Below are 20,800 nucleotides of genomic sequence, written 5' to 3' on the forward strand. Positions count from 1 at the left end.
GAAAGGAGACATAACGACCTATGGCTAGAGAGTTCTCCTTAAAAAACACACGTAATATCGGGATCATGGCTCATATCGATGCTGGTAAAACGACAACAACAGAGCGCATTCTGTACTATACAGGTAAAGTTCACAAAATCGGAGAAGTGCACGAAGGTGCAGCTACGATGGACTGGATGGAGCAGGAACAAGAACGTGGAATCACGATTACTTCCGCCGCTACAACTGCGCAATGGGAAGGTCACCGCATCAATATTATTGATACCCCGGGGCACGTTGACTTTACCGTTGAGGTAGAGCGTTCCCTTCGTGTGTTGGATGGAGCAGTTGGTGTATTTAGTGCGAAAGAGGGCGTTGAGCCTCAATCGGAAACAGTTTGGAGACAAGCTGATAAATACAACGTTCCACGGATTGCTTACGTAAACAAAATGGATATCATCGGTGCAGACTTCTTGCAAGTTGTTGAATCCATGCGTCAAAAACTTGGTGCAAATGCAGTAGCTATTCAACTTCCGATCGGTGCTGAGAATGATTTCAAAGGCATCATTGACTTGGTTGATGAAGTTGCTTATATGTACAAAGATGATCTTGGTAAGGACATCGAGAAAATCGAAATTCCTGCTGAGTTCAAAGATCAAGTTGCTGAGCTTCGTTTGGAATTGATCGAGAAAGTTGCTGAGCTTGATGAAGAGCTTACTATGAAATATCTCGAAGGCGAAGAAATCACTGTTGATGAGATCAAAGCAGCTCTACGTAAAGGTGTTTGCGAAGTGAAAATCTTCCCAGTTATCGTAGGGTCTTCTTACAGAAACAAAGGTGTTCAATTGATGTTGGATGCAGTTATTAACTACCTGCCATCCCCTCTTGATGTACCTGACATTAAAGGTGTGCTTGACGATGGTACTGAAGTGGTTCGTAAGTCTGCTGATGATCAACCTTTCTCAGCGCTTGCGTTTAAAATCATGACAGATCCTTTCGTTGGTCGTCTTACGTTCTTCCGTGTTTACTCTGGTACCTTGAACTCCGGTTCCTACGTTGTTAACGCAACAAAAGGAAAACGTGAGCGTGTTGGTCGTATTCTACAAATGCATGCGAACGCACGTCAAGAAATCAGCATTGTATATGCAGGTGATATTGCCGCGGCTGTTGGATTGAAAGATACAACAACTGGTGATACACTTTGTGATGAGAAAAACCCAGTTATTCTTGAGAGAATGGTCTTCCCTGAACCGGTTATCCAGCTTGCTGTTGAACCGAAAACGAAAGCCGATCAAGATAAAATGGGTATCGCATTGCAAAAACTTGCTGAAGAAGATCCTACTTTCCGTGCTTCTACAGACGAAGAAACAGGACAAACGATCATCGCAGGTATGGGTGAGCTTCACCTTGAGATCCTCGTTGACCGTATGCTTCGTGAGTTTAAAGTTGAAACCAATGTAGGTAAACCACAAGTTGCTTATCGTGAAACATTCCGTGCGGCAGCTAAAGTTGAAGGTAAATTCGTTCGTCAATCCGGTGGTCGTGGTCAATACGGACATTGTTGGGTTGAGTTCGAACCACAAGAAGCTGGCGTAGGCTTTATCTTCGAAAACAAAGTTGTGGGCGGGTCTATTCCTAGAGAATTCATCGCACCTATTCAAGCTGGTATCGAAGAGTCCATGAAGAATGGTGTAATCGCAGGATTCCCTCTTGTGGATATCAAAGCTACAGTTGTTGATGGATCTTACCATGATGTTGACTCCAATGAAATGGCGTTCAAAATCGCGGGTTCCATGGCACTTAAAGCAGCTAAAGAAAAATGTAAACCGGTTCTTCTTGAGCCAATCATGAAGGTTGAAGTTACTGTACCAGAAGAGTACATGGGCGATGTTATGGGCGACCTTAACTCCCGTCGTGGACGCATTGAAGGTATGGATAGCCGTCATGGAGCACAAGTCATTCGTGCTAAGGTGCCTTTGTCCGAAATGTTTGGATATTCCACAACACTTCGTTCGAGAACACAAGGCCGTGGTGTTTACTCCATGGAACTTTCGCATTATGAAGAAGTACCTAAGTCCATTGCAGAAGAAATTATTGCAAAAGGCAAAGGCGCTTAATATAAAACTATTAGTCACTCTAAGGAGGAATCGTTTAAAATGGCAAAGGCTAAATTTGAACGTAACAAACCGCATGTTAACATCGGTACTATCGGTCACGTTGACCATGGTAAAACAACTTTGACAGCAGCTATTACAACTGTATTGTCCAAAAGATACGGTGGAGCTGCAGTAGCATTCGACCAAATCGATAAAGCACCAGAAGAGCGCGAGCGCGGTATCACAATCTCCACAGCTCACGTTGAGTACGAAACACCTAACCGTCACTACGCACACGTTGACTGCCCAGGACATGCTGACTATGTTAAAAACATGATTACTGGTGCTGCTCAAATGGACGGAGCGATCTTGGTTGTATCCGCAGCTGACGGCCCTATGCCGCAAACTCGTGAGCACATCCTTCTTTCCCGTCAAGTAGGCGTACCTTACATCGTAGTATTCCTTAACAAATGTGATATGGTTGAAGACGAAGAGTTGCTTGAATTGGTTGAGATGGAAGTTCGCGACCTTCTTAACGAATATGAGTTCCCAGGCGATGATACTCCAATCATCCGTGGTGCAGCTCGTGAAGCTCTTGCTAACCCAGAAGGTCCTTGGGCTGACAAAATCATCGAGTTGTTCGAACAAGTTGATACTTACATCCCAACTCCTGAGCGTCAAACTGACAAGCCTTTCCTTATGCCAGTTGAGGATGTATTCTCAATCACTGGTCGTGGAACAGTTGCAACTGGTCGTGTTGAGCGTGGTACTGTTAAAGTACAAGAAGAAGTTGAAATCGTTGGTATCGCTGAAGAAACTCGTAAATGCATCGTAACTGGTGTAGAGATGTTCCGTAAATTGCTTGATTCCGCTCAAGCTGGTGACAACATTGGAGCTTTACTTCGTGGTGTAGACCGTAAAGATATCGAGCGTGGACAAGTACTTGCGAAACCAGGTTCAGTTAAACCACACACGAACTTCACAGCACAAATCTACGTTCTAACTAAAGAAGAAGGTGGCCGTCATAAGCCTTTCTTCACAGGTTACCGTCCACAGTTCTACTTCCGTACAACTGACGTAACGGGTATCATCTCCCTTCCAGAAGGCACTGAGATGGTTATGCCTGGTGATAACATCACTGTTACTGTTGAACTAATCAACCCAATCGCAATCGAAGAAGGAACACGCTTCGCGATTCGTGAAGGCGGACGTACAGTTGGTGCGGGCGCGGTTGCAACAATTCAAAAGTAATACCTATATATAGAAGAAACACTCACCGTTTAGGCGGTGGGTGTTTTTTTTTATGCATATGCCTAAAATTTCGCTTGCTTTTCGTTTTCAAATTTTATATAATATAAAACGTTGGTCTGTGACGTTGCGATGATGCGAAAGGTTGCCGACACACCTGGCCCCTTTGCCATGGGGATGGTTGTTGGAGAATTTTCGCGGAGTATGTCCGATAATAAATTGGGCGATAGAAGGAGGGACTTATCATGGCAAAGCAAAAAATTCGTATCCGTTTGAAAGCTTATGATCACAGAATTATTGATCAATCAGCTGAGAAAATCGTGGAAACTGCCAAGCGTTCCGGTGCAGGTGTATCCGGTCCGATTCCGCTTCCGACAGAGAAGCAAATCATCACGATTCTTCGTGCGGTGCACAAGTACAAGGATTCGCGTGAGCAATTCGAAATGCGTACGCATAAGCGTCTTATCGATATTGTGAATCCAACACCACAAACAGTTGATGCTCTAATGCGTTTAGACTTACCGTCTGGCGTTGATATTGAGATCAAACTGTAAAACAACTATAGAATGAACGTTTAGGAAGGAAATGAGGTGTCAACGATGAAAGGTATCTTAGGAAAAAAACTTGGGATGACACAGTTGTTTACTCCGGAGGGTAATGTAGTTCCGGTAACTGTCATTCAAGCGGGACCATGTGTGGTACTGCAAAAGAAAGATGTGGATAACGACGGATATGAGTCGATCCAAATCGGTTTTGATGATGTGAAAGCTAGCAGAATCATTAAACCAGAGCTTGGCCATGCGAAAAAAGCAGGGGCAACGCCTAAGCGCTACGTTAAAGAAATTCGTGGCATTCAGTTGGGTGACTATGAAGTTGGTCAAGAACTGAAAGCAGATCTGTTTACAGAGGGCGAATTCGTTGATGTAACGGGTACTTCCAAAGGTAAAGGTTTCCAAGGTAACATCAAAAGACATAACCAATCCACAGGCCCTATGGCTCACGGATCACGTTATCACCGCGGTCCAGGTTCCATGGGTTCCATTCAAGCAAACCGCGTTCCTAAAGGTAAGAAATTGCCAGGGCACATGGGTAACGAAACAGTAACTTTGCAAAACCTGCAAATCATTAAAGTAGATGCTGAGCGTAACGTGTTGCTAGTTAAAGGTTCCATTCCGGGTCCTAGAAACAGCTACGTTAGCGTGAAGTCTGCTGTGAAAAAGTAAGAAAGGAGGAAGACAGATGCCAAAAGTAGCTTTATATAATGTAACAGGTGCTCAGGTAGGAGAAGTTGAACTGTCTGACGTTGTTTTCGGAATTGAGCCTCACGTTCATGCGATCCACGAAGCTGTTCTTTTACAACAAGCAGCTGTGCGTCAAGGAACACACAAAACAAAAGGTCGTTCGGAAGTTCGTGGCGGTGGTCGTAAACCTTGGAAACAAAAAGGTACAGGTCGTGCGCGTCAAGGTAGTATTCGTGCTCCACAGTGGAAAGGCGGCGGTACCGTATTCGGACCGACACCTCGTAGCTATGGTTTCAAATTGCCTAGAAAAGTTCGTCGCTTAGCGATCAAATCCGCTTTGTCCTCGAAACTTATCGATAACAACTTGATCGTATTGGATCAGCTTCAATTGAACGCTCCAAAAACGAAAGATTTCGTAGCTATTTTGAACAACCTGAAAGTAGATCGTAAAGTATTAGTTGTAGGCGTTGCTAACGACTCCAATGTTGCTTTATCTGCTCGTAATATCCCAGGTGTGAAATTTGTTGCTGCTGATGGAGTTAATGTTCTTGATGTCATGTTATATGACAAATTGATCATTACACAAGAAGCTGTACAGAAAGTTGAGGAGGTGCTTGCACAATGAAAAATCCACGCGACATTATCAAGCGCCCGATCATCACTGAGCGTACAAGCGACCTAATGGCTAACAAAAAGTATGTTTTCGAAGTGGATCTTCGCGCTAACAAAACAGAAATTAAACAAGCTATTGAAGCTATCTTCAAAGTAAAAGTTACAAATGTAAACACATTGAGAATGCCAGCTAAGCCTAAACGTTATGGCAAACACTCCGGTTACACTTCCATCTGGAAGAAAGCTATCGTGTCCCTAAGCGCAGAAAGCAAAGAATTGGAATTCTTTGAATCGGTATAACCCATTTCTTGAAGTAAGGAGGAAATCAGAGTGCCAATTAAAAAATATAAACCAACCTCACCAGCTCGACGTGCGATGTCGGTTTCTACTTTTGAAGAAATAACAACATCAACACCGGAGAAATCATTGCTTGCTCCTCTGTTCAAGCATGCTGGTCGTAACAACCAAGGTAAAATTACGGTTCGTCACCATGGTGGTGGACACAAGCGTAAATACCGTATCATCGATTTCAAACGTACTAAAGATGGAATACCAGGACGCGTTGCTACAGTTGAGTACGATCCTAACCGTTCCGCAAACATCGCATTGATTCATTATGCTGATGGCGAGAAAAAATACATCATCGCTCCTAAAGGTCTTAAAGTGGACGATCGTATCGTTTCTGGACCACAAGCAGATATCAAAGTAGGTAACGCTCTTCCATTGGAAAACATTCCAGTTGGTACAGTTATCCACAACATTGAGTTGAAGCCTGGTAAAGGTGCACAACTAGTGCGCGCTGCCGGTACGGAAGCTCAACTTCTTGGTAAAGAAGAAACTTACGTAACCATTCGCCTTTCATCCGGTGAAGTTCGTAAAGTCCTTAAAGTTTGCCGCGCAACAATCGGTTCTGTTGGTAACGAAGATCACGAGCTCGTGAAAATCGGTAAAGCAGGACGTAATCGTTGGAAAGGCAATCGTCCACAAGTTCGTGGGGTCGTAATGAACCCGAATGATCACCCACACGGTGGTGGTGAAGGACGCGCACCAATCGGACGTAAATCACCTATGTCACCATGGGGTAAACCGACGCTTGGTTTCAAAACTCGTAAAAAAGGCAAAGCATCCGATAAATACATTGTACGTCGCCGTACGAAGTAATCTAGGATATATCAATTCTCTTGAGGTTCAAGGAAGGGAGGAACACCCATGGGTCGCAGCTTAAAGAAGGGTCCATTTATTGATGGATACTTACTGAAAAAAGTAGAAGACTTGAACACATCCACCAAAAAACTGGTTATCAAAACGTGGTCCCGTCGTTCTACGATTTACCCGCAATTCGTTGGTCACACTTTCGGAGTATATGATGGAAGAAAACACGTGCCTGTGTATGTAACCGAAGATATGGTTGGACACAAGCTTGGTGAATTTGCACCAACTCGTACTTACAAAGGTCACGATGACGACAAGAAAACCGGAAAACGTTAATTTCATTTTTAACCGAGAGGAGGTACTACCATGCAAGCTAAAGCAATATTGAACCACGCTCGGATTGCTCCTCGTAAAGCAAAGCTAGTTGTTGACTTGATTCGGGGGAAAGCGGTAGGTGAAGCGATTGCGATTCTGCGTCACACGCCTAAAGCAGCTTCTCCTATTCTGGAGAAACTACTGAATTCCGCAATTGCGAATGCAGAGCATAACTATTCATTGGATCTTAACAAACTTGTTGTTTCTGAGACGTATGTTAACCAAGGACCAACAATGAAAAGGTTCCAACAACGTGCAATGGGCCGCGCTAGCGCGATCAAAAAACGTACCAGCCACATTACAATCGTGGTATCTGAAAAATAAGGAGGGGTAACGTGTGGGTCAGAAGGTAAACCCGGTAGGCTTTAGAATTGGTATTATTCGCGATTGGGAGTCCAAATGGTTTGCAGAGAAAGATTTCGGAACTCTGTTGCTTGAAGACGTCAAAATCCGTGAATACTTAAAAAATAAACTTAAAGATGCTGCAGTTTCCCACATCGAAATCGAGCGCGCGGCTAACCGTGTGAACGTTACGATTCAAACTGCAAAACCAGGCATGGTTATTGGTAAAGGCGGAGCTGAAGTTGAAGTTATTCGCAACTACATCGCTGCAATGTCCAATAAAAAAGTGCACATTAACATCTCTGAAATCAAACACCCAGATCTTGATGCTATTCTCGTAGCTGAAGCTGTTGCACTTCAATTGGAACGTCGTGTTTCATTCCGTCGTGCTATGAAACAAGCTATGCAAAGAACAATGAGATCCGGCGCAAAAGGTATCAAAGTAGCAACTAGCGGACGTCTTGGCGGTGCTGAGATCGCTCGTACGGAAGGATATAGCGAAGGAACAGTTCCACTTCATACGCTTCGTGCGGATATCGACTATGGTACTGCTGAAGCAGCCACTACTTATGGACGTATCGGTGTAAAAGTATGGATTTATCGTGGAGAAGTGCTTCCGCCAGCTAAGAAAAAGGCTCAGCCGGAAGGAGGAATTTAAATCATGTTAGTACCTAAACGTGTAAAACACCGTAAAGAACACCGCGGTAACATGAAAGGTCGCGCTAAAGGCGGAACGGAAGTAGCTTTTGGCGAATATGGTCTGCAAGCGGTAGAACCGGCTTGGGTCTCCAACCGTCAAATCGAAGCAGCACGTATTGCCATGACACGTTACATCAAACGTGGCGGTAAAGTATGGATTAAAATTTTCCCAGCTAAACCAGTTACACAAAAACCGCTTGAAGTCCGTATGGGTAGTGGTAAAGGTAACGTGGAAAAATGGGTTGCTGTAGTAAAACCGGGCAAAATTTTATTTGAACTTGCTGGTGTAAGTGAAGAGGTCGCTCGTGAAGCGATGCGTCTTGCTGCCCACAAGCTTCCGATCAAAACGAAGTTCGTGAAAAGAGAAGAAGTAGGCGGTGAAGCAAATGAAGGGTAGTGAATTCCGGAACTTAACCACTGCTGAAATTGAGCAAAAAGTTAATGGTTTTAAAGAAGAACTCTTTAACCTCCGTTTTCAACTAGCTACTGGTCAATTGGACAACCCGACTCAAATTCGTGATTTGCGTAAAGAGATCGCTCGTGCCAAGACTATTTTGCGTGAAAGAGAATTGGGGATTGGGTAACCAAATCTAGAAGGGAGTGTTCCTTAGATGGCTGAACGTAACGATCGTAAAGTTCTGATCGGTAAAGTTGTCAGCGATAAAATGGATAAAACCATTGTTGTTGCTGTTGAAACTTACAAAAAACATGAACTCTATCACAAGAGAATCAAATATACGAAAAAGTTTAAAGCTCATGATGAAAACAACCAAGCTAAAATTGGTGACACTGTGAAAATCAGTGAAACTAGACCGTTATCCAAAGATAAAAGCTGGAGACTGGTTGAAATTATTGAAGTTGCTGTTGTTATCTAATAATCTAGACATGAACCCCGAAAGGAGGGAATACGATGATTCAACCATTTACTCGTTTGGCTGTCGCTGACAACTCAGGTGCGAAACAATTAATGTGTATCCGCGTTTTGGGTGGTACTGGTCGTCGCGTTGGTCACATTGGTGATTTGATCGTCTGTTCAGTAAAAGAAGCAACACCAGGTGGCGTTGTCAAAAAAGGTGACGTTGTTAAAGCAGTTATCGTTCGTACGAAGAGCGGTGCTCGCCGTAAAGACGGATCATATATCTCATTCGATGAGAATGCGGCTGTTATCGTGAAAGAAGATAAAAGTCCACGTGGTACACGTATCTTTGGACCAGTTGCACGCGAACTTCGTGACAGAGACTTCATGAAGATCGTATCCTTGGCTCCAGAAGTTATCTAAGAACAGTTACGATGTTTGTTTTCCTAACGGGAAACCTCAGGAGGTGTAGAAGCTAATGCCAAGATTAAAAAAGAGATTAGAATCTCATAACAATAAACTGCACGTGAAAAAAGACGATACGGTTTTTGTAATCACTGGTAAAGACAAAGGTAAGAAGGGTCGCGTTATCGCTGCTTATCCTCGTCAAAACCGTGTGCTAGTAGAAGGTGTAAACATGGTTAAGAAACATGCGAAACCATCTCAACAAAATCCACAAGGCGGTATCTTGAATCAAGAAGCTGCAATCCACGTTTCTAACGTGATGCTAATTGATCCTAAGAGCGGCAAACCTACTCGCGTAGGATACAAAGTATTGGATAACGGAACGAAAGTTCGTATCGCGAAAAAATCCGGCGAAGTTATCGATTAATACAAACAAGCATGGAAAGGAGGCAAATGAGTCATGGCAGTAAGAATGAAAGATCGTTATTTGAACGAAATCACTCCAGCGTTAATTCAAAAGTTTAACTACTCAACTGTAATGCAAGTTCCTAAAGTCGAGAAAATCGTTATCAACATGGGTGTTGGTGAGGCTGTATCGAACTCCAAAGTACTTGACACAGCAGTAGAAGATCTTCAAAAGATCTCTGGTCAAAAACCAGTTGTAACAAAATCCAAAAAAGCGATCGCGGGTTTCAAACTTCGTGAAAATATGCCAATCGGCGTGAAAGTAACTCTTCGCGGTGAGCGCATGTATCATTTCTTGGATAAACTTTTCAACGTATCACTTCCACGTGTACGTGACTTCCGTGGTATTTCCAACAAGGCTTTTGACGGCCGTGGAAACTACACACTTGGTCTGAAAGAACAACTCATTTTCCCAGAAATTGAGTATGATAAAATTGATAAAGTTCGTGGTATGGATATTGTTATCGTTACAACGGCTAAGTCCGACGAGGAAGCTCGCGAGCTTTTAACACAACTCGGAGCGCCTTTCGTTAAATAGGTTACCAGTCGTACCTATCAGGAGGTGTTATATTAAGTGGCAAAAACTTCGATGAAAGTCAAACAGCAACGTACCCCGAAGTTTAAAGTGCAAGCATACACACGTTGTGAGCGCTGCGGACGTCCGCATTCAGTGCTTCGCAAGTTCAAAATTTGTCGGATTTGTTTCCGCGAATTAGCACACAAAGGTCAGATTCCAGGCGTTAAAAAAGCAAGCTGGTAATCACCCTATTTTCGGGAAGGAGGTTTACACAAAATGGTCATGTCAGATCCAATTGCAGATATGCTAACTCGCATTCGTAATGCGAATATCGTACGTCATGAAACAGTTGAAATTCCTGCGTCAAAAGTGAAGAGGGAAATCGCTGAAATCCTTAAAAAAGAAGGATTTATCCGTGACGCTGAGTACGTTGAAGATAGCAAACAAGGTATCATTCGTTTGTTCCTGAAATACGGTTCAAACAATGAGCGTGTTATCTCCGGTTTGAAAAGAATTTCCAAACCAGGTCTACGCGTTTACACTAAATCACAAGAAATCCCTCGTGTACTGGGCGGATTAGGGATTGCCATCATCTCCACATCTAAAGGAGTTATGACGGATAAAGATGCTCGTCAATCCAAAGCTGGCGGAGAGGTTATCTGCTACGTTTGGTAATACAATTGTAATTGAATGGAGGTGCAAACATGTCTCGTATTGGTCGTAAGCCAATCACCATTCCAAGTGGTGTAAATGTAACACTAGACAATACTCAAATCACGGTTAAAGGCCCTAAAGGTTCTTTGTCCCGTGAACTTCATAAAGATATGAAAGTAAATGTTCTAGAAAACGAGATTTCCGTTGAGCGTCCTTCCGATAACAAACTCCATCGTTCCCTGCATGGTACAACACGTAGTGTTGTTGCCAACATGGTAAGTGGCGTAACGGAAGGTTTCACGAAATCTTTGGATCTAGTTGGCGTTGGTTACCGTGCTAACAAGAGCGGCGACAAATTAGTTCTCAACGTTGGGTACTCCCATCCAGTTGAAATCACTCCTGAAAACGGCATTGAGTTCGATGTTCCTACGAACACGAAAATCATCGTTAAAGGTATTGATAAAGAATTAGTAGGCGCTATGGCAGCTAAAGTTCGTTCCGTACGTGAGCCAGAGCCGTATAAAGGTAAAGGTATCAAGTATGAAGGCGAACGTATTCTTCGTAAAGAAGGTAAAGCTGGTAAGAAGAAATAAGATCGTTAGATCGCGGGTAATAGCTAAGAGTTTTCGTATGAAAACTTGCTACGTAAGCATAAGCCTCGCATCATAAGATGATGAAAGGAGTGTAAGTATAGATGATTACTAAAAGCGATAAAAATAAAGCTCGTTTGAAAAGACATCTTCGGGTTCGTAAGAAAATCGAAGGTACAACTGTTCGTCCGCGCTTGAACATATTCCGCTCTTCCAAACACATGTATGCTCAACTTATCGATGATACAACGGGTATTACAATCGTTGCTGCATCGACTCAAGATAAAGAACTGAAAAGTGAAATTGGTAATGGCGGTAACGTTGAAGCTGCTCGTAAAGTTGGCGCATTAATAGCTCAACGCGCGAAAGAAAAAGGTTTAGACAAAGTGGTATTTGACCGCGGTGGATACCTTTATCATGGACGTGTTCAAGCATTAGCTGACGCAGCTCGTGAAGCTGGACTTGAATTCTAGGAAAAACATATATAAGGAGGTAAAAGACTTGCGTGTAGATCCTAATACTTTAGAGCTAACAGAAAAAGTCGTTAATATTAATCGCGTAGCTAAAGTAGTAAAAGGCGGACGTCGTTTCAGCTTCAGCGCACTTGTTGTCGTTGGCGATGGCAATGGCTGGGTTGGAGCAGGAATCGGTAAAGCTTCCGAAGTTCCTGATGCAATCCGCAAAGGTATTGAAGATGCGAAAAAGAACTTGATTCATGTTCCTATCGTAGGCACTTCGATTCCTCACCTTGTAACAGGTAAGTTTGGTGCAGGACGCGTTCTGTTGAAACCAGCTTCCCAAGGTACAGGAGTTATCGCAGGCGGACCAGTTCGTGCAGTACTTGAACTTGCTGGTATCGGCGATATCTTGACAAAATCCCTTGGTTCATCGAACTCCATGAACATGGTTAACGCAACGCTTGAAGGCTTAAGCCGCTTGAAAAAAGCGGAAGAAGTTGCAAAGCTTCGCGGTAAAACAGTTCAAGAGCTATTAGGTTAGGAGGGGTAAACATGGCGAAACAATTACAAATTACCCTAAAACGCAGCCTGATTGGCCGCCCTGAAACACAACGCATTACAGTGAAAACACTTGGTCTTCGCAAGATGCACCAAACTGTTCTTCATCAAGATAATGCTGCGATCAGAGGCATGGTTAATCAAGTCAGCCATTTGGTAGAAGTTAAAGAAATCGAAGCATAGTAGCAAGATATTAAGATCTAGAGGAGGTGTGCAACGATGAAGTTACATGAGCTAAGTTCTGCTACTGGTTCTCGTCACACTCGTAAACGTGTTGGCCGTGGTACAAGTAGCGGCATGGGTAAAACATCAACTCGCGGACATAAAGGTCAAAACGCACGTTCCGGTGGAGGCGTTCGTCCTGGATTCGAGGGTGGACAAAACCCGTTATACCGTCGTTTACCTAAACGTGGTTTCACGAATCGTTTCCGTACGGAATACGCAATCGTAAACCTTGAAGATTTGAACAATTTCGCAGCTGGTACCGAAGTTACTCCACAAGTATTGATGGAGACTGGTATTGTTAAAGCTCCTAAAGATGGCATCAAGATTTTAGGAAACGGTGAAATCACAGTAAAATTAACCGTTAAAGCGAATAAGTTCTCTCAATCAGCGATTGAGAAAATCCAAGCTGCCGGCGGTCAAACCGAGGTGATTTAATGTTCAATACCATAGCCAACATCTTCAAAGTAGAAGATTTACGCAGAAGAATTTTCTTTACGCTCATCTTGCTAATCGTCTACCGCTTAGGTGCCTTTATTCCGGTGCCTAACATTAATACGGATGTTCTGAAACTTCAAGACCAAGCGAATCAGAGTGATGTCTTTGGTTTGCTCAACACGTTTTCTGGCGGTGCGCTCTTCCAATTTTCCCTCTTCGCGATGGGAATTACGCCTTATATCACGGCTTCTATTATTGTTCAGCTTTTGTCCATGGATGTAATTCCACGCTTTGCGCAATGGGCAAAAGAAGGCGATGTCGGAAGAAAGAAAATGACACAAGTTACTCGTTACGGTACGATTATTCTAGGTGTGATTCAAGCTTTTGGACTTTCAATTGGGTTTAACCGTTTGTATAGCGGACTCGTGATTGATCCAGGAGTCACAACCTTTGCTCTAATTGCTCTCGTACTGACAGCTGGTACAGCTTTCTTGATGTGGCTCGGTGAGCAAATCACGGAATATGGGATTGGAAACGGTATTTCCATTATCATCTTTGCTGGTATCGTCGCGGCGATTCCAACAAGCATTCAACAAATCTACAAATCACTTTTTGCGACCGAAGGAGCTTTGTTCCTGAATATCGTGAAACTGATCATTATTGCTTTGGTTGTTATACTGATTATTGCCGGGGTCATATTCGTGCAGCAAGGTGTCCGTAAGATACCTGTACAATATGCGAAACGGGTAGTTGGTCGTAAAATGTATGGTGGTCAAACCACTCACATTCCTCTTAAAGTGAATGCGGCTGGTGTTATCCCAGTAATCTTTGCACTATCGTTATTAATGTTCCCACCCACTATCGCAAGCTATTGGAGAGGAAATGTTGTTGCAGAATGGATTATTACTAACTTAAGTATTAACCAAACTGCACCATTAGCGATTGTACTGTATGTACTGCTGATTATTGGTTTCACTTACTTTTATACCTTCGTACAAATTAATCCAGTTCAAATGGCTGACCAGATGAAGAAAAATGGTGGCTACATACCTGGTATTAGACCCGGTAAGACAACATCGACTTATCTGACTCGCGTAATGACTAGAATTACTCTTTCTGGAGCTTTGTTTCTCTCAGCGATCTCGATTCTTCCGATGATATTCGGAGGACTTGCCGGTTTGCCTAGCTCGGTTCAGATAGGTGGTACATCTTTACTTATCGTAGTAGGCGTTGGTCTTGAGACGATGAAACAGATCGAGAGCCAATTGATTAAGCGTCATTACAAAGGATTTATCAATAAATAGCTAATAGGTTCTGATGGGGCAATATCTGCGACATCGGCACCTATTGTGCTGTTCGTAATGCCGAGTGCGATGGGAGGTTTTAAGTATGAACGTAATTTTTATGGGGCCTCCTGGTGCAGGCAAAGGTACGCAAGCAGAAAGGATCGTAAACGAATTTCAAATTCCTCATATCTCAACTGGAGATGCATTTCGCTTGGCGATGAGTCAAGGAACACCTCTTGGTGTTGAAGCCAAAGGTTATGTGGATAAGGGACTACTAGTTCCTGATGAAATTACGAACGGTATTGTGAGAGAACGTCTTGCCCAACCGGATTGCGATAAAGGTTTTTTGCTTGACGGGTTCCCTAGAACTGTTGCTCAAGCAGATGCGTTGTCTGAAATCGTAGATTCCTTAGGTAAGAAGATTGAAGTAGTAATCAATCTTTCCGTTGATCGCAGTTTCCTGCTAGCAAGACTAACTGGCCGAAGAATTTGTAAATCCTGTGGTTCTACGTATCATGTAATCTTCAACCCACCAAAGCAAGAAGGCGTATGCGATAAATGTTCGGGTGAGTTGTACCAACGATCTGATGATACGGAAGAGAAAGTCGGAACTCGTTTGGATGAATACATCAATAAAACGGCTCCGCTGCTGGATTACTACCAAAAGAGGGAATTATTGCGTGAGGTTAACGGGGAACAAGACATTCATGCGGTAACCGAACAAATTAGCTCACTGCTACGAGGTCTAGCGTAATGATCATTTGTAAGTCCGAGGTTGAACTAGACCTAATGCGAGAAGCTGGTCGTATCGTAGCCGAAACGCACCGCTTATTGGCAAGGGCGATTCGTCCGAACATTACAACGAAAGAACTTGATCAGATCGCAGAGGAATTCATTCGCAGTCAGGGAGCGATTCCATCTTTTAAAGGCTACAACGGTTTTCCTGGAAGCATTTGTGCTTCAGTCAACGAAGAATTAGTTCATGGTATTCCTGGTCCAAGAAAGCTGACTGAGGGCGATATTATCAGTATAGATATTGGTGCTCAGTATAAAGGTTATCATGGAGATTCTGCTTGGACGTATCCTGTCGGTGAAATTTCTGAAACAGCTGGGCGCTTGTTAGCTGTGACAGAACAATCACTTTATCGAGGCATAGCAGAAGCTAAACCGGATGCTAGACTCTACACGTTGTCGCATGCAATCCAAACTTGTATTGAAGACGCAGGCTTCTCCGTGGTTATAGAGTATGTCGGTCACGGTATCGGAACGGATCTTCACGAAGAACCACAAATTCCGAATTATGGTGTACCTGACAAAGGTCCTCGACTCAAACCAGGCATGGTCCTAGCCATTGAACCGATGGTGGTCGTTGGCGAAAGATTTGTCCAAACACTCGAAGACGATTGGACTGTAGTCACTGCGGATCGTACCCTATGCGCTCATTTTGAACATACGATTGCAATTACGGCAGCCGGTTATGAAATATTAACTTTGCCTAGATCGTAGGTGATGATGAATGGATAGCAAGATTCCGAAGGTGGGTCAAATCGTAAAGGTGCTTCGCGGTCGAGATCCCGGAGAATATGCGGTCGTGATTGGAATTGTCGATCATCGCTTTGTCTGGCTTGCCGACGGTGATCATCGCAAATTCGATCAACCGAAGAAGAAGAACCTGAATCATCTTCAGTTACAAGAAACGATTAGCAGTGAAGTGGAGTCAAGCATTAGGGAAACAGGTCGTGTTACTAATGGAAAGTTGCGCTTCGCAATTGCCAAATTCGTTGAACTTATGCAAGATGAAGCACAAGAGAAAGGAGAATGACTGTGGCCAAAGAAGATGTAATTGAAGTAGAAGGTACAGTGATTGAACCTCTTCCGAATGCAATGTTTAAGGTTGAATTGGAAAATGGTCATAAAATCCTAGCCCATGTATCCGGTAAGATCAGAATGCATTTTATCCGCATTTTGCCTGGAGATAAGGTTACCGTAGAATTATCGCCTTATGATTTAACGAGAGGCCGTATAACCTACCGTTTCAAATAAATGTTCGGCTTACATGTAAGTTACTCTCTCAAGGCGTATGCTTACGAAGCAAGTTTTCTAACAGAAAACGCAACATGGTTGCTTACGATGATAAGGAGGGCTTAAAAATGAAAGTTAGACCGTCGGTTAAACCGATTTGCGAGAAATGCAAAGTTATTCGCCGCAAAGGTAATGTAATGGTTATATGTGAAAATCCTAAGCACAAACAAAAACAAGGTTAAAAGGAGGTGCAATCTGTAGATGGCACGTTTAGCTGGAGTTGACTTACCTCGTGACAAACGAGTTGTAATCGCGTTAACTTACATTTTCGGTATCGGCACTACAACTGCTCAGAAAATCATTGCTTCCACAGGTATCGACGCTAGTACTCGCGTTCGCGACTTGACTGAAGATGAAGTGAGCAAGATCCGTGATGTAATTGACAAAACCCTTAAAGTAGAAGGCGACCTTCGTCGCGAAATTTCCCTAAACATCAAACGTCTAATCGAAATCGGATCCTACCGTGGTCTTCGTCACCGCCGTGGTCTTCCTGTTCGTGGACAACGTACTAAAACTAATGCTCGTACACGTAAAGGTCCTCGTCGTACGGTAGCTAATAAGAAGAAATAATAAAGGGGGTTAGAGCTAATGGCAAAACCTAAAAAAGTAGTCCGTACGAAACGTCGTGACCGGAAAAATATTGAGAGCGGTGTAGCACACATCCGTTCAACATTTAACAACACGATCGTAACGATCACGGATCCGCATGGTAACGCAATTTCCTGGGCAAGTTCAGGAAACCTTGGATTCAAAGGTTCCCGTAAAAGTACACCTTTTGCAGCGCAAATGGCAGCTGAAAAAGCAGCTAAAGCAGCTATGGAGCATGGCTTGAAAACTGTTGAAGTAATGGTTAAAGGTCCAGGAGCTGGCCGCGAAGCAGCAATCCGCTCTTTGCAAGCAGCAGGTCTTGAAGTAAACCTGATTAAAGACGTGACTCCGGTTCCTCATAATGGCTGCCGTCCTCCAAAACGTCGTCGCGTATAATTCAGGATGACTTTGTAGTATAATTATTCCAAAATCGTGAATAATGGTTTGAAGGATAGGAATACTATGAAATTTTCAGGCGAAGTATCCAGAGGGAAACGACGTATTGAATGGAGGGTACATTTCATGATCGAAATCGAAAAGCCAAAAATAGAAACCGTAGCATTAAGTGAAGATGGCGCTTATGGTAGATTTATCATCGAGCCGTTGGAGCGTGGCTATGGTACAACCTTAGGTAACTCACTACGTCGTATCTTACTGTCCTCTTTACCGGGGGCAGCAGTAACCTCTGTCCAAATCGATGGCGTTTTACATGAGTTTTCAACGATTCCTGGCGTGCTTGAGGATGTAACGGAAATTATCCTCAACTTGAAAGGCCTATCGTTGAAAATTCACTCCGATGAGGAGAAAGTGCTTGAAATTGATGCAGAAGGGGAAGGTAATATTACTGCGGCAGATATTCGTGGTGATAGTGATGTGGAGATTCTTAACCCGGATCTGCATATCGCTACCTTATCTCCAGATGCGCGTCTTCATATGAGGATTCATGCGGGCAGAGGTCGCGGTTACGTCCAATCGGACAAAAATAAGCATGAAGAACAACCAATTGGTGTGATTCCAATTGATTCGATCTACACGCCTATTACCCGAGTAAACTATGCTATTGAGAATACTCGCGTCGGCCAAGTGACTAACTATGATAAGTTGACCCTCGAAGTGTGGACCGATGGAAGTATTCGACCAGAAGAAGCAGTGAGCTTGGGTGCCAAAATCTTAACAGAACATCTGAACTTGTTCGTCGGGTTGACGGATGAAGCGAAAGATGCTGAGATTATGGTAGAGAAAGAAGAAGATAAGAAAGAGAAAGTTCTGGAGATGACTATCGAGGAACTTGACCTATCTGTTCGTTCTTACAACTGTCTCAAGCGTGCAGGGATTAACACCGTACAAGAGCTGATTACCAAAACAGAAGAAGACATGATGAAAGTTCGGAACTTAGGCCGCAAATCACTTGAAGAAGTTCAAGAGAAGCTCGAAGAGCTGGGTTTGGGACTACGTACTGAGGAATAATCTTGTCAGAAGGAGGTTAATTCAATGAACTACAGAAAGTTGAACCGCGATTCCAGTAATCGTAAAGCATTATTCCGTGATCTGGTTACAGATCTGTTCATACATGAACGCATCCAAACTACAGAAGCAAAAGCAAAAGAAATTCGTTCCATCGCTGAGAAGTTAATCACTCTTGCGAAGCGCGGAGATCTTCACGCACGCCGTCAGGTTGCTGCTTTTGTTCGTAGAGAAGCTGCAGACGAGAATCAAGATGCGATTCAAAAACTGTTCTCCGATTTGGCTACTCGTTACTCCGAGCGTCCAGGTGGATACACTCGTATCCTTAAACTGGGACCACGCCGCGGTGACGCAGCACCAATGGTTTACCTAGAGCTAGTAGATCGCGCATAAAGACGGATGGGAAAGGGTGGACGGAATCACTAGATTCTGGTGAAGCCCTTTTTTTGCAGTCTTAGCACGCTCTCTAGAAGTGAATTTAGCTAAGGCTAATCACTTAGATAGGAAGGATGACTCATGGAGGAACAAGCCTTGAGAAATCTACGCTTTACCATAAGTTATGATGGGACCGCTTATTCAGGTTTTCAGATTCAGCCTAAAGCAGACACGATTCAATACCGTTTAGAGCAGGCTGTTTTCATGTTGACTGGTGAGAAGGTGAAAGTCATCTCATCCGGGCGTACAGATGCTGGTGTACACGCGAAAGCACAAGTTATTAATTTCAGCACGAATTCTAAGATTCCAGTGGAACGTTGGTGTTTAGCTCTAAATGCTAGACTCCCCAGAGATATCGTCGCTCATACCGCGGAAGAAGTTCTTCCTTCCTTTCATTCTCGCAAAGCCGCGAAACGCAAAACTTACTGCTTTTCAATTCGCTCGGCGCGCTTCCCTGATGTCTTTCACCGCAACTATGAATACCATCATCCTACGCATTTGAATGTGGAAGCCATGAGAGAGGCGCTCCCTTGCTTGCTAGGTGAGCATGATTTTACTTCGTTTTGTACGGTGAGAACAGATAAAGAAGTAAAAGTGAGAACCCTCTACGAGGTTCGTCTGGAGACGGAAGCTGACGAGTTATCTACGACGGGGAAAATCGCCCGAATTCGGTTAATCGTAACGGGTAATGGTTTCCTATATAACATGGTTAGGATTATCGCAGGAACGCTGATTCAGATTGGAGAAGGTAAGAGGCCTAGCAGCGATATGCAGCGAATTCTTGAAGCTAGAGACCGTTCTCAAGCAGGTCCCACGGCCGAAGCTATGGGTTTAACGTTATGGAGAGTCGACTATTAAAAAGCTTAAAACATTACTTGCTTCTTATCGATGTTTCGTGTAAAATATAACTTGGCGTTTCGTGATCGGCTACCCCACAGCCCCTGATCACAAATAGCCATTAACCATCCATCATTTATGTAAATTAACAATAATAATTATGTATTGAGATATATTTTTAGGAGGATTAAGCATGCGCACCACATATATGGCTAAGCCAAATGAAGTAGAGCGTAAATGGTACATTGTTGACGCTGCAGGCCAAACACTTGGCCGTCTTGCAAGTGAAGTTGCTAGCATTATCCGCGGTAAGCACAAACCGGAGTTCACTCCACACGTAGATACTGGCGATTTCGTTGTTGTTATCAATGCTTCCCAAATTAAGCTAACAGGTAAGAAAATGCAAAACAAAATGTACTACCGTCACTCTTTATACCAAGGTGGTTTAAAAGTGACTTCTGCTCAGGATTTGCTGAACAGCAAACCTGATCGCATGATCGAGTTTGCCGTACACGGTATGCTTCCTAAGAACCGTCTTGGCGACAGCTTGAAAACTAAGCTTAAAGTCTACGGTGGAGCAGAGCATCCACATCAAGCACAACTACCAGAAGTCTGGAATCTTCGCGGATAATATAAGGAGGACTGTTTCGTGGCACAAGTTCAATATTATGGAACGGGTCGTCGTAAACACTCGGTAGCGCGCGTGCGCTTAGTACCGGGTGAAGGACGCATCATTATCAATAAACGTGATCTAGACGAATATTTCGGTCTAGAAACTTTGAAGCTGATCGTTAAACAACCTTTGACATTAACTGAGACTGTCGGTAAATACGATGTTCTAGTTCTTGCAAATGGTGGTGGAATCAGCGGACAAGCTGGAGCAATTCGTCATGGGATTTCCCGTGCATTGCTGAAGGCTGATCCGGAATACCGTGGATCCCTGAAAAAAGCAGGATTCTTAACACGTGATTCCCGTATGAAAGAGCGTAAAAAATATGGATTGAAAGCCGCTCGTCGCGCTCCTCAATTCTCCAAACGTTAAGATTTCGCGCTTTTGGCGCTCAAGAGAGACCTTTCCTGCATTGTGCTGGAAAGGTTTTTTCTTTTTACACAAAAAAGAGAGCTTGACCAGCCAACAATAGGGATTTTAACGAAGTTAAAACCAAAATGATAAAAAGTCATTGACATGAAGAAGAAGTCA

General features: G+C 43.5%; 36 protein-coding genes. All 36 read left to right on the top strand.

The annotated features are described in order from the left end of the window. The first annotated feature begins 20 nt into the window (after positions 1–20). The 36 genes from fusA (at position 21) to rpsI (ending at position 20,641) form a co-directional block, all read left to right on the top strand. Positions 21–2,096 carry an elongation factor G gene (fusA, locus tag QFZ77_RS06715; protein ID WP_307437828.1) on the top strand — a complete coding sequence of 692 codons (2,076 nt, stop codon included), beginning with the start codon at positions 21–23 and terminating at the stop codon, positions 2,094–2,096. 39 nt (positions 2,097–2,135) lie between these two features. After that, positions 2,136–3,326, top strand: a complete 1,191-nt coding sequence (gene tuf / locus QFZ77_RS06720) for an elongation factor Tu (protein ID WP_047683193.1) — start codon at positions 2,136–2,138, stop codon at positions 3,324–3,326. Positions 3,327–3,568: 242 nt separating this feature from the next. After that, positions 3,569–3,877 carry a 30S ribosomal protein S10 gene (gene rpsJ, locus QFZ77_RS06725; RefSeq protein WP_028557496.1) on the top strand — a complete coding sequence of 103 codons (309 nt, stop codon included), beginning with the start codon at positions 3,569–3,571 and terminating at the stop codon, positions 3,875–3,877. Between the two features lie 45 nt (positions 3,878–3,922). Then, positions 3,923–4,546 (top strand): 50S ribosomal protein L3, encoded by a 624-nt coding sequence (rplC, locus tag QFZ77_RS06730; RefSeq protein ID WP_028557495.1) that lies wholly within the window; start codon positions 3,923–3,925, stop codon positions 4,544–4,546. Positions 4,547–4,562: 16 nt separating this feature from the next. Continuing rightward, positions 4,563–5,189 carry a 50S ribosomal protein L4 gene (gene rplD, locus QFZ77_RS06735; protein ID WP_029196462.1) on the top strand — a complete coding sequence of 209 codons (627 nt, stop codon included), beginning with the start codon at positions 4,563–4,565 and terminating at the stop codon, positions 5,187–5,189. Continuing rightward, entirely contained in the window at positions 5,186–5,476 is a 291-nt protein-coding gene (gene rplW, locus QFZ77_RS06740; RefSeq protein WP_028557493.1) for a 50S ribosomal protein L23, read from the top strand. Before rplD ends, rplW begins: the two co-directional genes overlap by 4 nt. A gap of 30 nt (positions 5,477–5,506) precedes the next feature. Then, positions 5,507–6,337, top strand: coding sequence for a 50S ribosomal protein L2 (rplB, locus tag QFZ77_RS06745; RefSeq protein ID WP_028557492.1), 831 nt, complete (start codon positions 5,507–5,509; stop codon positions 6,335–6,337). 48 nt (positions 6,338–6,385) lie between these two features. Beyond that, complete coding sequence (rpsS, locus tag QFZ77_RS06750; protein ID WP_307437841.1) at positions 6,386–6,664, top strand: 30S ribosomal protein S19; 279 nt, start codon at positions 6,386–6,388, stop codon at positions 6,662–6,664. Between the two features lie 30 nt (positions 6,665–6,694). Further along, positions 6,695–7,027 (top strand): 50S ribosomal protein L22, encoded by a 333-nt coding sequence (gene rplV / locus QFZ77_RS06755; protein ID WP_047683189.1) that lies wholly within the window; start codon positions 6,695–6,697, stop codon positions 7,025–7,027. Between the two features lie 13 nt (positions 7,028–7,040). After that, on the top strand, positions 7,041–7,703 hold the full coding sequence (rpsC, locus tag QFZ77_RS06760) for a 30S ribosomal protein S3 (RefSeq protein WP_047683187.1): 663 nt from the start codon (positions 7,041–7,043) through the stop codon (positions 7,701–7,703). A gap of 3 nt (positions 7,704–7,706) precedes the next feature. Next, entirely contained in the window at positions 7,707–8,141 is a 435-nt protein-coding gene (gene rplP, locus QFZ77_RS06765) for a 50S ribosomal protein L16 (RefSeq protein WP_029196459.1), read from the top strand. After that, entirely contained in the window at positions 8,131–8,328 is a 198-nt protein-coding gene (gene rpmC / locus QFZ77_RS06770) for a 50S ribosomal protein L29 (RefSeq protein WP_028557487.1), read from the top strand. Before rplP ends, rpmC begins: the two co-directional genes overlap by 11 nt. Before the next feature lie 27 nt (positions 8,329–8,355). Continuing rightward, positions 8,356–8,619, top strand: a complete 264-nt coding sequence (gene rpsQ, locus QFZ77_RS06775; RefSeq protein ID WP_307437851.1) for a 30S ribosomal protein S17 — start codon at positions 8,356–8,358, stop codon at positions 8,617–8,619. A gap of 35 nt (positions 8,620–8,654) precedes the next feature. Then, positions 8,655–9,023, top strand: a complete 369-nt coding sequence (gene rplN / locus QFZ77_RS06780; protein ID WP_028557485.1) for a 50S ribosomal protein L14 — start codon at positions 8,655–8,657, stop codon at positions 9,021–9,023. Positions 9,024–9,078: 55 nt separating this feature from the next. Next, positions 9,079–9,432, top strand: a complete 354-nt coding sequence (gene rplX / locus QFZ77_RS06785; protein ID WP_079418006.1) for a 50S ribosomal protein L24 — start codon at positions 9,079–9,081, stop codon at positions 9,430–9,432. A gap of 33 nt (positions 9,433–9,465) precedes the next feature. Beyond that, positions 9,466–10,008, top strand: coding sequence for a 50S ribosomal protein L5 (rplE, locus tag QFZ77_RS06790; protein ID WP_189018549.1), 543 nt, complete (start codon positions 9,466–9,468; stop codon positions 10,006–10,008). A 36-nt stretch (positions 10,009–10,044) separates the two neighbouring features. Next, positions 10,045–10,230: a type Z 30S ribosomal protein S14 gene (locus tag QFZ77_RS06795; RefSeq protein WP_029196455.1), complete on the top strand. Its 186-nt coding sequence runs from the start codon at positions 10,045–10,047 to the stop codon at positions 10,228–10,230. Between the two features lie 33 nt (positions 10,231–10,263). Further along, entirely contained in the window at positions 10,264–10,662 is a 399-nt protein-coding gene (gene rpsH, locus QFZ77_RS06800; protein WP_029196454.1) for a 30S ribosomal protein S8, read from the top strand. A 29-nt stretch (positions 10,663–10,691) separates the two neighbouring features. Continuing rightward, positions 10,692–11,234, top strand: a complete 543-nt coding sequence (gene rplF, locus QFZ77_RS06805; RefSeq protein ID WP_047683181.1) for a 50S ribosomal protein L6 — start codon at positions 10,692–10,694, stop codon at positions 11,232–11,234. A 101-nt stretch (positions 11,235–11,335) separates the two neighbouring features. Then, positions 11,336–11,704 (top strand): 50S ribosomal protein L18, encoded by a 369-nt coding sequence (gene rplR / locus QFZ77_RS06810; protein ID WP_047683179.1) that lies wholly within the window; start codon positions 11,336–11,338, stop codon positions 11,702–11,704. A gap of 28 nt (positions 11,705–11,732) precedes the next feature. Next, positions 11,733–12,230, top strand: a complete 498-nt coding sequence (gene rpsE, locus QFZ77_RS06815) for a 30S ribosomal protein S5 (protein ID WP_029196451.1) — start codon at positions 11,733–11,735, stop codon at positions 12,228–12,230. An 11-nt stretch (positions 12,231–12,241) separates the two neighbouring features. Further along, complete coding sequence (gene rpmD, locus QFZ77_RS06820) at positions 12,242–12,430, top strand: 50S ribosomal protein L30 (RefSeq protein WP_307437864.1); 189 nt, start codon at positions 12,242–12,244, stop codon at positions 12,428–12,430. Positions 12,431–12,466: 36 nt separating this feature from the next. Further along, the gene (gene rplO / locus QFZ77_RS06825) at positions 12,467–12,907 is read left to right on the top strand and encodes a 50S ribosomal protein L15 (RefSeq protein WP_029196449.1); all 441 of its coding nucleotides are present in this window, start codon (positions 12,467–12,469) and stop codon (positions 12,905–12,907) included. Then, a complete protein-coding gene (gene secY, locus QFZ77_RS06830; protein ID WP_307437868.1) occupies positions 12,907–14,211 on the top strand; it encodes a preprotein translocase subunit SecY in 1,305 nt (434 codons plus the stop codon). Before rplO ends, secY begins: the two co-directional genes overlap by 1 nt. A gap of 85 nt (positions 14,212–14,296) precedes the next feature. Beyond that, complete coding sequence (locus QFZ77_RS06835; RefSeq protein WP_307437871.1) at positions 14,297–14,947, top strand: adenylate kinase; 651 nt, start codon at positions 14,297–14,299, stop codon at positions 14,945–14,947. After that, positions 14,947–15,699, top strand: coding sequence for a type I methionyl aminopeptidase (map, locus tag QFZ77_RS06840; RefSeq protein WP_047683173.1), 753 nt, complete (start codon positions 14,947–14,949; stop codon positions 15,697–15,699). Before QFZ77_RS06835 ends, map begins: the two co-directional genes overlap by 1 nt. Before the next feature lie 10 nt (positions 15,700–15,709). Then, positions 15,710–16,015: a KOW domain-containing RNA-binding protein gene (locus QFZ77_RS06845; RefSeq protein WP_029196445.1), complete on the top strand. Its 306-nt coding sequence runs from the start codon at positions 15,710–15,712 to the stop codon at positions 16,013–16,015. Positions 16,016–16,017: 2 nt separating this feature from the next. Next, the gene (infA, locus tag QFZ77_RS06850; RefSeq protein WP_009676800.1) at positions 16,018–16,236 is read left to right on the top strand and encodes a translation initiation factor IF-1; all 219 of its coding nucleotides are present in this window, start codon (positions 16,018–16,020) and stop codon (positions 16,234–16,236) included. A gap of 107 nt (positions 16,237–16,343) precedes the next feature. After that, positions 16,344–16,457 (top strand): 50S ribosomal protein L36, encoded by a 114-nt coding sequence (gene rpmJ, locus QFZ77_RS06855; protein ID WP_003333770.1) that lies wholly within the window; start codon positions 16,344–16,346, stop codon positions 16,455–16,457. A 19-nt stretch (positions 16,458–16,476) separates the two neighbouring features. After that, entirely contained in the window at positions 16,477–16,845 is a 369-nt protein-coding gene (gene rpsM, locus QFZ77_RS06860; protein WP_028557471.1) for a 30S ribosomal protein S13, read from the top strand. A gap of 18 nt (positions 16,846–16,863) precedes the next feature. Further along, positions 16,864–17,259, top strand: coding sequence for a 30S ribosomal protein S11 (gene rpsK / locus QFZ77_RS06865; protein WP_028557470.1), 396 nt, complete (start codon positions 16,864–16,866; stop codon positions 17,257–17,259). Positions 17,260–17,385: 126 nt separating this feature from the next. Further along, entirely contained in the window at positions 17,386–18,330 is a 945-nt protein-coding gene (locus tag QFZ77_RS06870) for a DNA-directed RNA polymerase subunit alpha (protein ID WP_028557469.1), read from the top strand. A 24-nt stretch (positions 18,331–18,354) separates the two neighbouring features. Beyond that, positions 18,355–18,720 carry a 50S ribosomal protein L17 gene (gene rplQ / locus QFZ77_RS06875; RefSeq protein WP_029196442.1) on the top strand — a complete coding sequence of 122 codons (366 nt, stop codon included), beginning with the start codon at positions 18,355–18,357 and terminating at the stop codon, positions 18,718–18,720. A 138-nt stretch (positions 18,721–18,858) separates the two neighbouring features. Then, positions 18,859–19,620 (top strand): tRNA pseudouridine(38-40) synthase TruA, encoded by a 762-nt coding sequence (gene truA, locus QFZ77_RS06880; protein ID WP_307437895.1) that lies wholly within the window; start codon positions 18,859–18,861, stop codon positions 19,618–19,620. A gap of 172 nt (positions 19,621–19,792) precedes the next feature. Then, on the top strand, positions 19,793–20,230 hold the full coding sequence (gene rplM / locus QFZ77_RS06885) for a 50S ribosomal protein L13 (protein WP_029196440.1): 438 nt from the start codon (positions 19,793–19,795) through the stop codon (positions 20,228–20,230). Positions 20,231–20,248: 18 nt separating this feature from the next. Next, on the top strand, positions 20,249–20,641 hold the full coding sequence (gene rpsI / locus QFZ77_RS06890; RefSeq protein ID WP_029196439.1) for a 30S ribosomal protein S9: 393 nt from the start codon (positions 20,249–20,251) through the stop codon (positions 20,639–20,641). The last annotated feature ends 159 nt before the right edge of the window (positions 20,642–20,800 follow it).

The sequence above is a fragment of the Paenibacillus sp. V4I3 genome (assembly GCF_030817215.1).
Taxonomy (GTDB): domain Bacteria; phylum Bacillota; class Bacilli; order Paenibacillales; family NBRC-103111; genus Paenibacillus_E.

Bases quoted from the DNA above. Each gene is read 5' to 3' on its own strand.
- fusA (WP_307437828.1), top strand. From the start codon at position 21: ATGGCTAGAGAGTTCTCCTTAAAAAACACACGTAATATCGGGATCATG.
- tuf (WP_047683193.1), top strand. From the start codon at position 2,136: ATGGCAAAGGCTAAATTTGAACGTAACAAACCGCATGTTAACATCGGT.
- rpsJ (WP_028557496.1), top strand. From the start codon at position 3,569: ATGGCAAAGCAAAAAATTCGTATCCGTTTGAAAGCTTATGATCACAGA.
- rplC (WP_028557495.1), top strand. From the start codon at position 3,923: ATGAAAGGTATCTTAGGAAAAAAACTTGGGATGACACAGTTGTTTACT.
- rplD (WP_029196462.1), top strand. From the start codon at position 4,563: ATGCCAAAAGTAGCTTTATATAATGTAACAGGTGCTCAGGTAGGAGAA.
- rplW (WP_028557493.1), top strand. From the start codon at position 5,186: ATGAAAAATCCACGCGACATTATCAAGCGCCCGATCATCACTGAGCGT.
- rpsS (WP_307437841.1), top strand. From the start codon at position 6,386: ATGGGTCGCAGCTTAAAGAAGGGTCCATTTATTGATGGATACTTACTG.
- rplV (WP_047683189.1), top strand. From the start codon at position 6,695: ATGCAAGCTAAAGCAATATTGAACCACGCTCGGATTGCTCCTCGTAAA.
- rplP (WP_029196459.1), top strand. From the start codon at position 7,707: ATGTTAGTACCTAAACGTGTAAAACACCGTAAAGAACACCGCGGTAAC.
- rpmC (WP_028557487.1), top strand. From the start codon at position 8,131: ATGAAGGGTAGTGAATTCCGGAACTTAACCACTGCTGAAATTGAGCAA.
- rpsQ (WP_307437851.1), top strand. From the start codon at position 8,356: ATGGCTGAACGTAACGATCGTAAAGTTCTGATCGGTAAAGTTGTCAGC.
- rplN (WP_028557485.1), top strand. From the start codon at position 8,655: ATGATTCAACCATTTACTCGTTTGGCTGTCGCTGACAACTCAGGTGCG.
- rplX (WP_079418006.1), top strand. From the start codon at position 9,079: ATGCCAAGATTAAAAAAGAGATTAGAATCTCATAACAATAAACTGCAC.
- rplE (WP_189018549.1), top strand. From the start codon at position 9,466: ATGGCAGTAAGAATGAAAGATCGTTATTTGAACGAAATCACTCCAGCG.
- rpsH (WP_029196454.1), top strand. From the start codon at position 10,264: ATGGTCATGTCAGATCCAATTGCAGATATGCTAACTCGCATTCGTAAT.
- rplF (WP_047683181.1), top strand. From the start codon at position 10,692: ATGTCTCGTATTGGTCGTAAGCCAATCACCATTCCAAGTGGTGTAAAT.
- rplR (WP_047683179.1), top strand. From the start codon at position 11,336: ATGATTACTAAAAGCGATAAAAATAAAGCTCGTTTGAAAAGACATCTT.
- rpmD (WP_307437864.1), top strand. From the start codon at position 12,242: ATGGCGAAACAATTACAAATTACCCTAAAACGCAGCCTGATTGGCCGC.
- rplO (WP_029196449.1), top strand. From the start codon at position 12,467: ATGAAGTTACATGAGCTAAGTTCTGCTACTGGTTCTCGTCACACTCGT.
- secY (WP_307437868.1), top strand. From the start codon at position 12,907: ATGTTCAATACCATAGCCAACATCTTCAAAGTAGAAGATTTACGCAGA.
- QFZ77_RS06835 (WP_307437871.1), top strand. From the start codon at position 14,297: ATGAACGTAATTTTTATGGGGCCTCCTGGTGCAGGCAAAGGTACGCAA.
- map (WP_047683173.1), top strand. From the start codon at position 14,947: ATGATCATTTGTAAGTCCGAGGTTGAACTAGACCTAATGCGAGAAGCT.
- QFZ77_RS06845 (WP_029196445.1), top strand. From the start codon at position 15,710: ATGGATAGCAAGATTCCGAAGGTGGGTCAAATCGTAAAGGTGCTTCGC.
- rpmJ (WP_003333770.1), top strand. From the start codon at position 16,344: ATGAAAGTTAGACCGTCGGTTAAACCGATTTGCGAGAAATGCAAAGTT.
- rpsM (WP_028557471.1), top strand. From the start codon at position 16,477: ATGGCACGTTTAGCTGGAGTTGACTTACCTCGTGACAAACGAGTTGTA.
- rpsK (WP_028557470.1), top strand. From the start codon at position 16,864: ATGGCAAAACCTAAAAAAGTAGTCCGTACGAAACGTCGTGACCGGAAA.
- QFZ77_RS06870 (WP_028557469.1), top strand. From the start codon at position 17,386: ATGATCGAAATCGAAAAGCCAAAAATAGAAACCGTAGCATTAAGTGAA.
- rplQ (WP_029196442.1), top strand. From the start codon at position 18,355: ATGAACTACAGAAAGTTGAACCGCGATTCCAGTAATCGTAAAGCATTA.
- rplM (WP_029196440.1), top strand. From the start codon at position 19,793: ATGCGCACCACATATATGGCTAAGCCAAATGAAGTAGAGCGTAAATGG.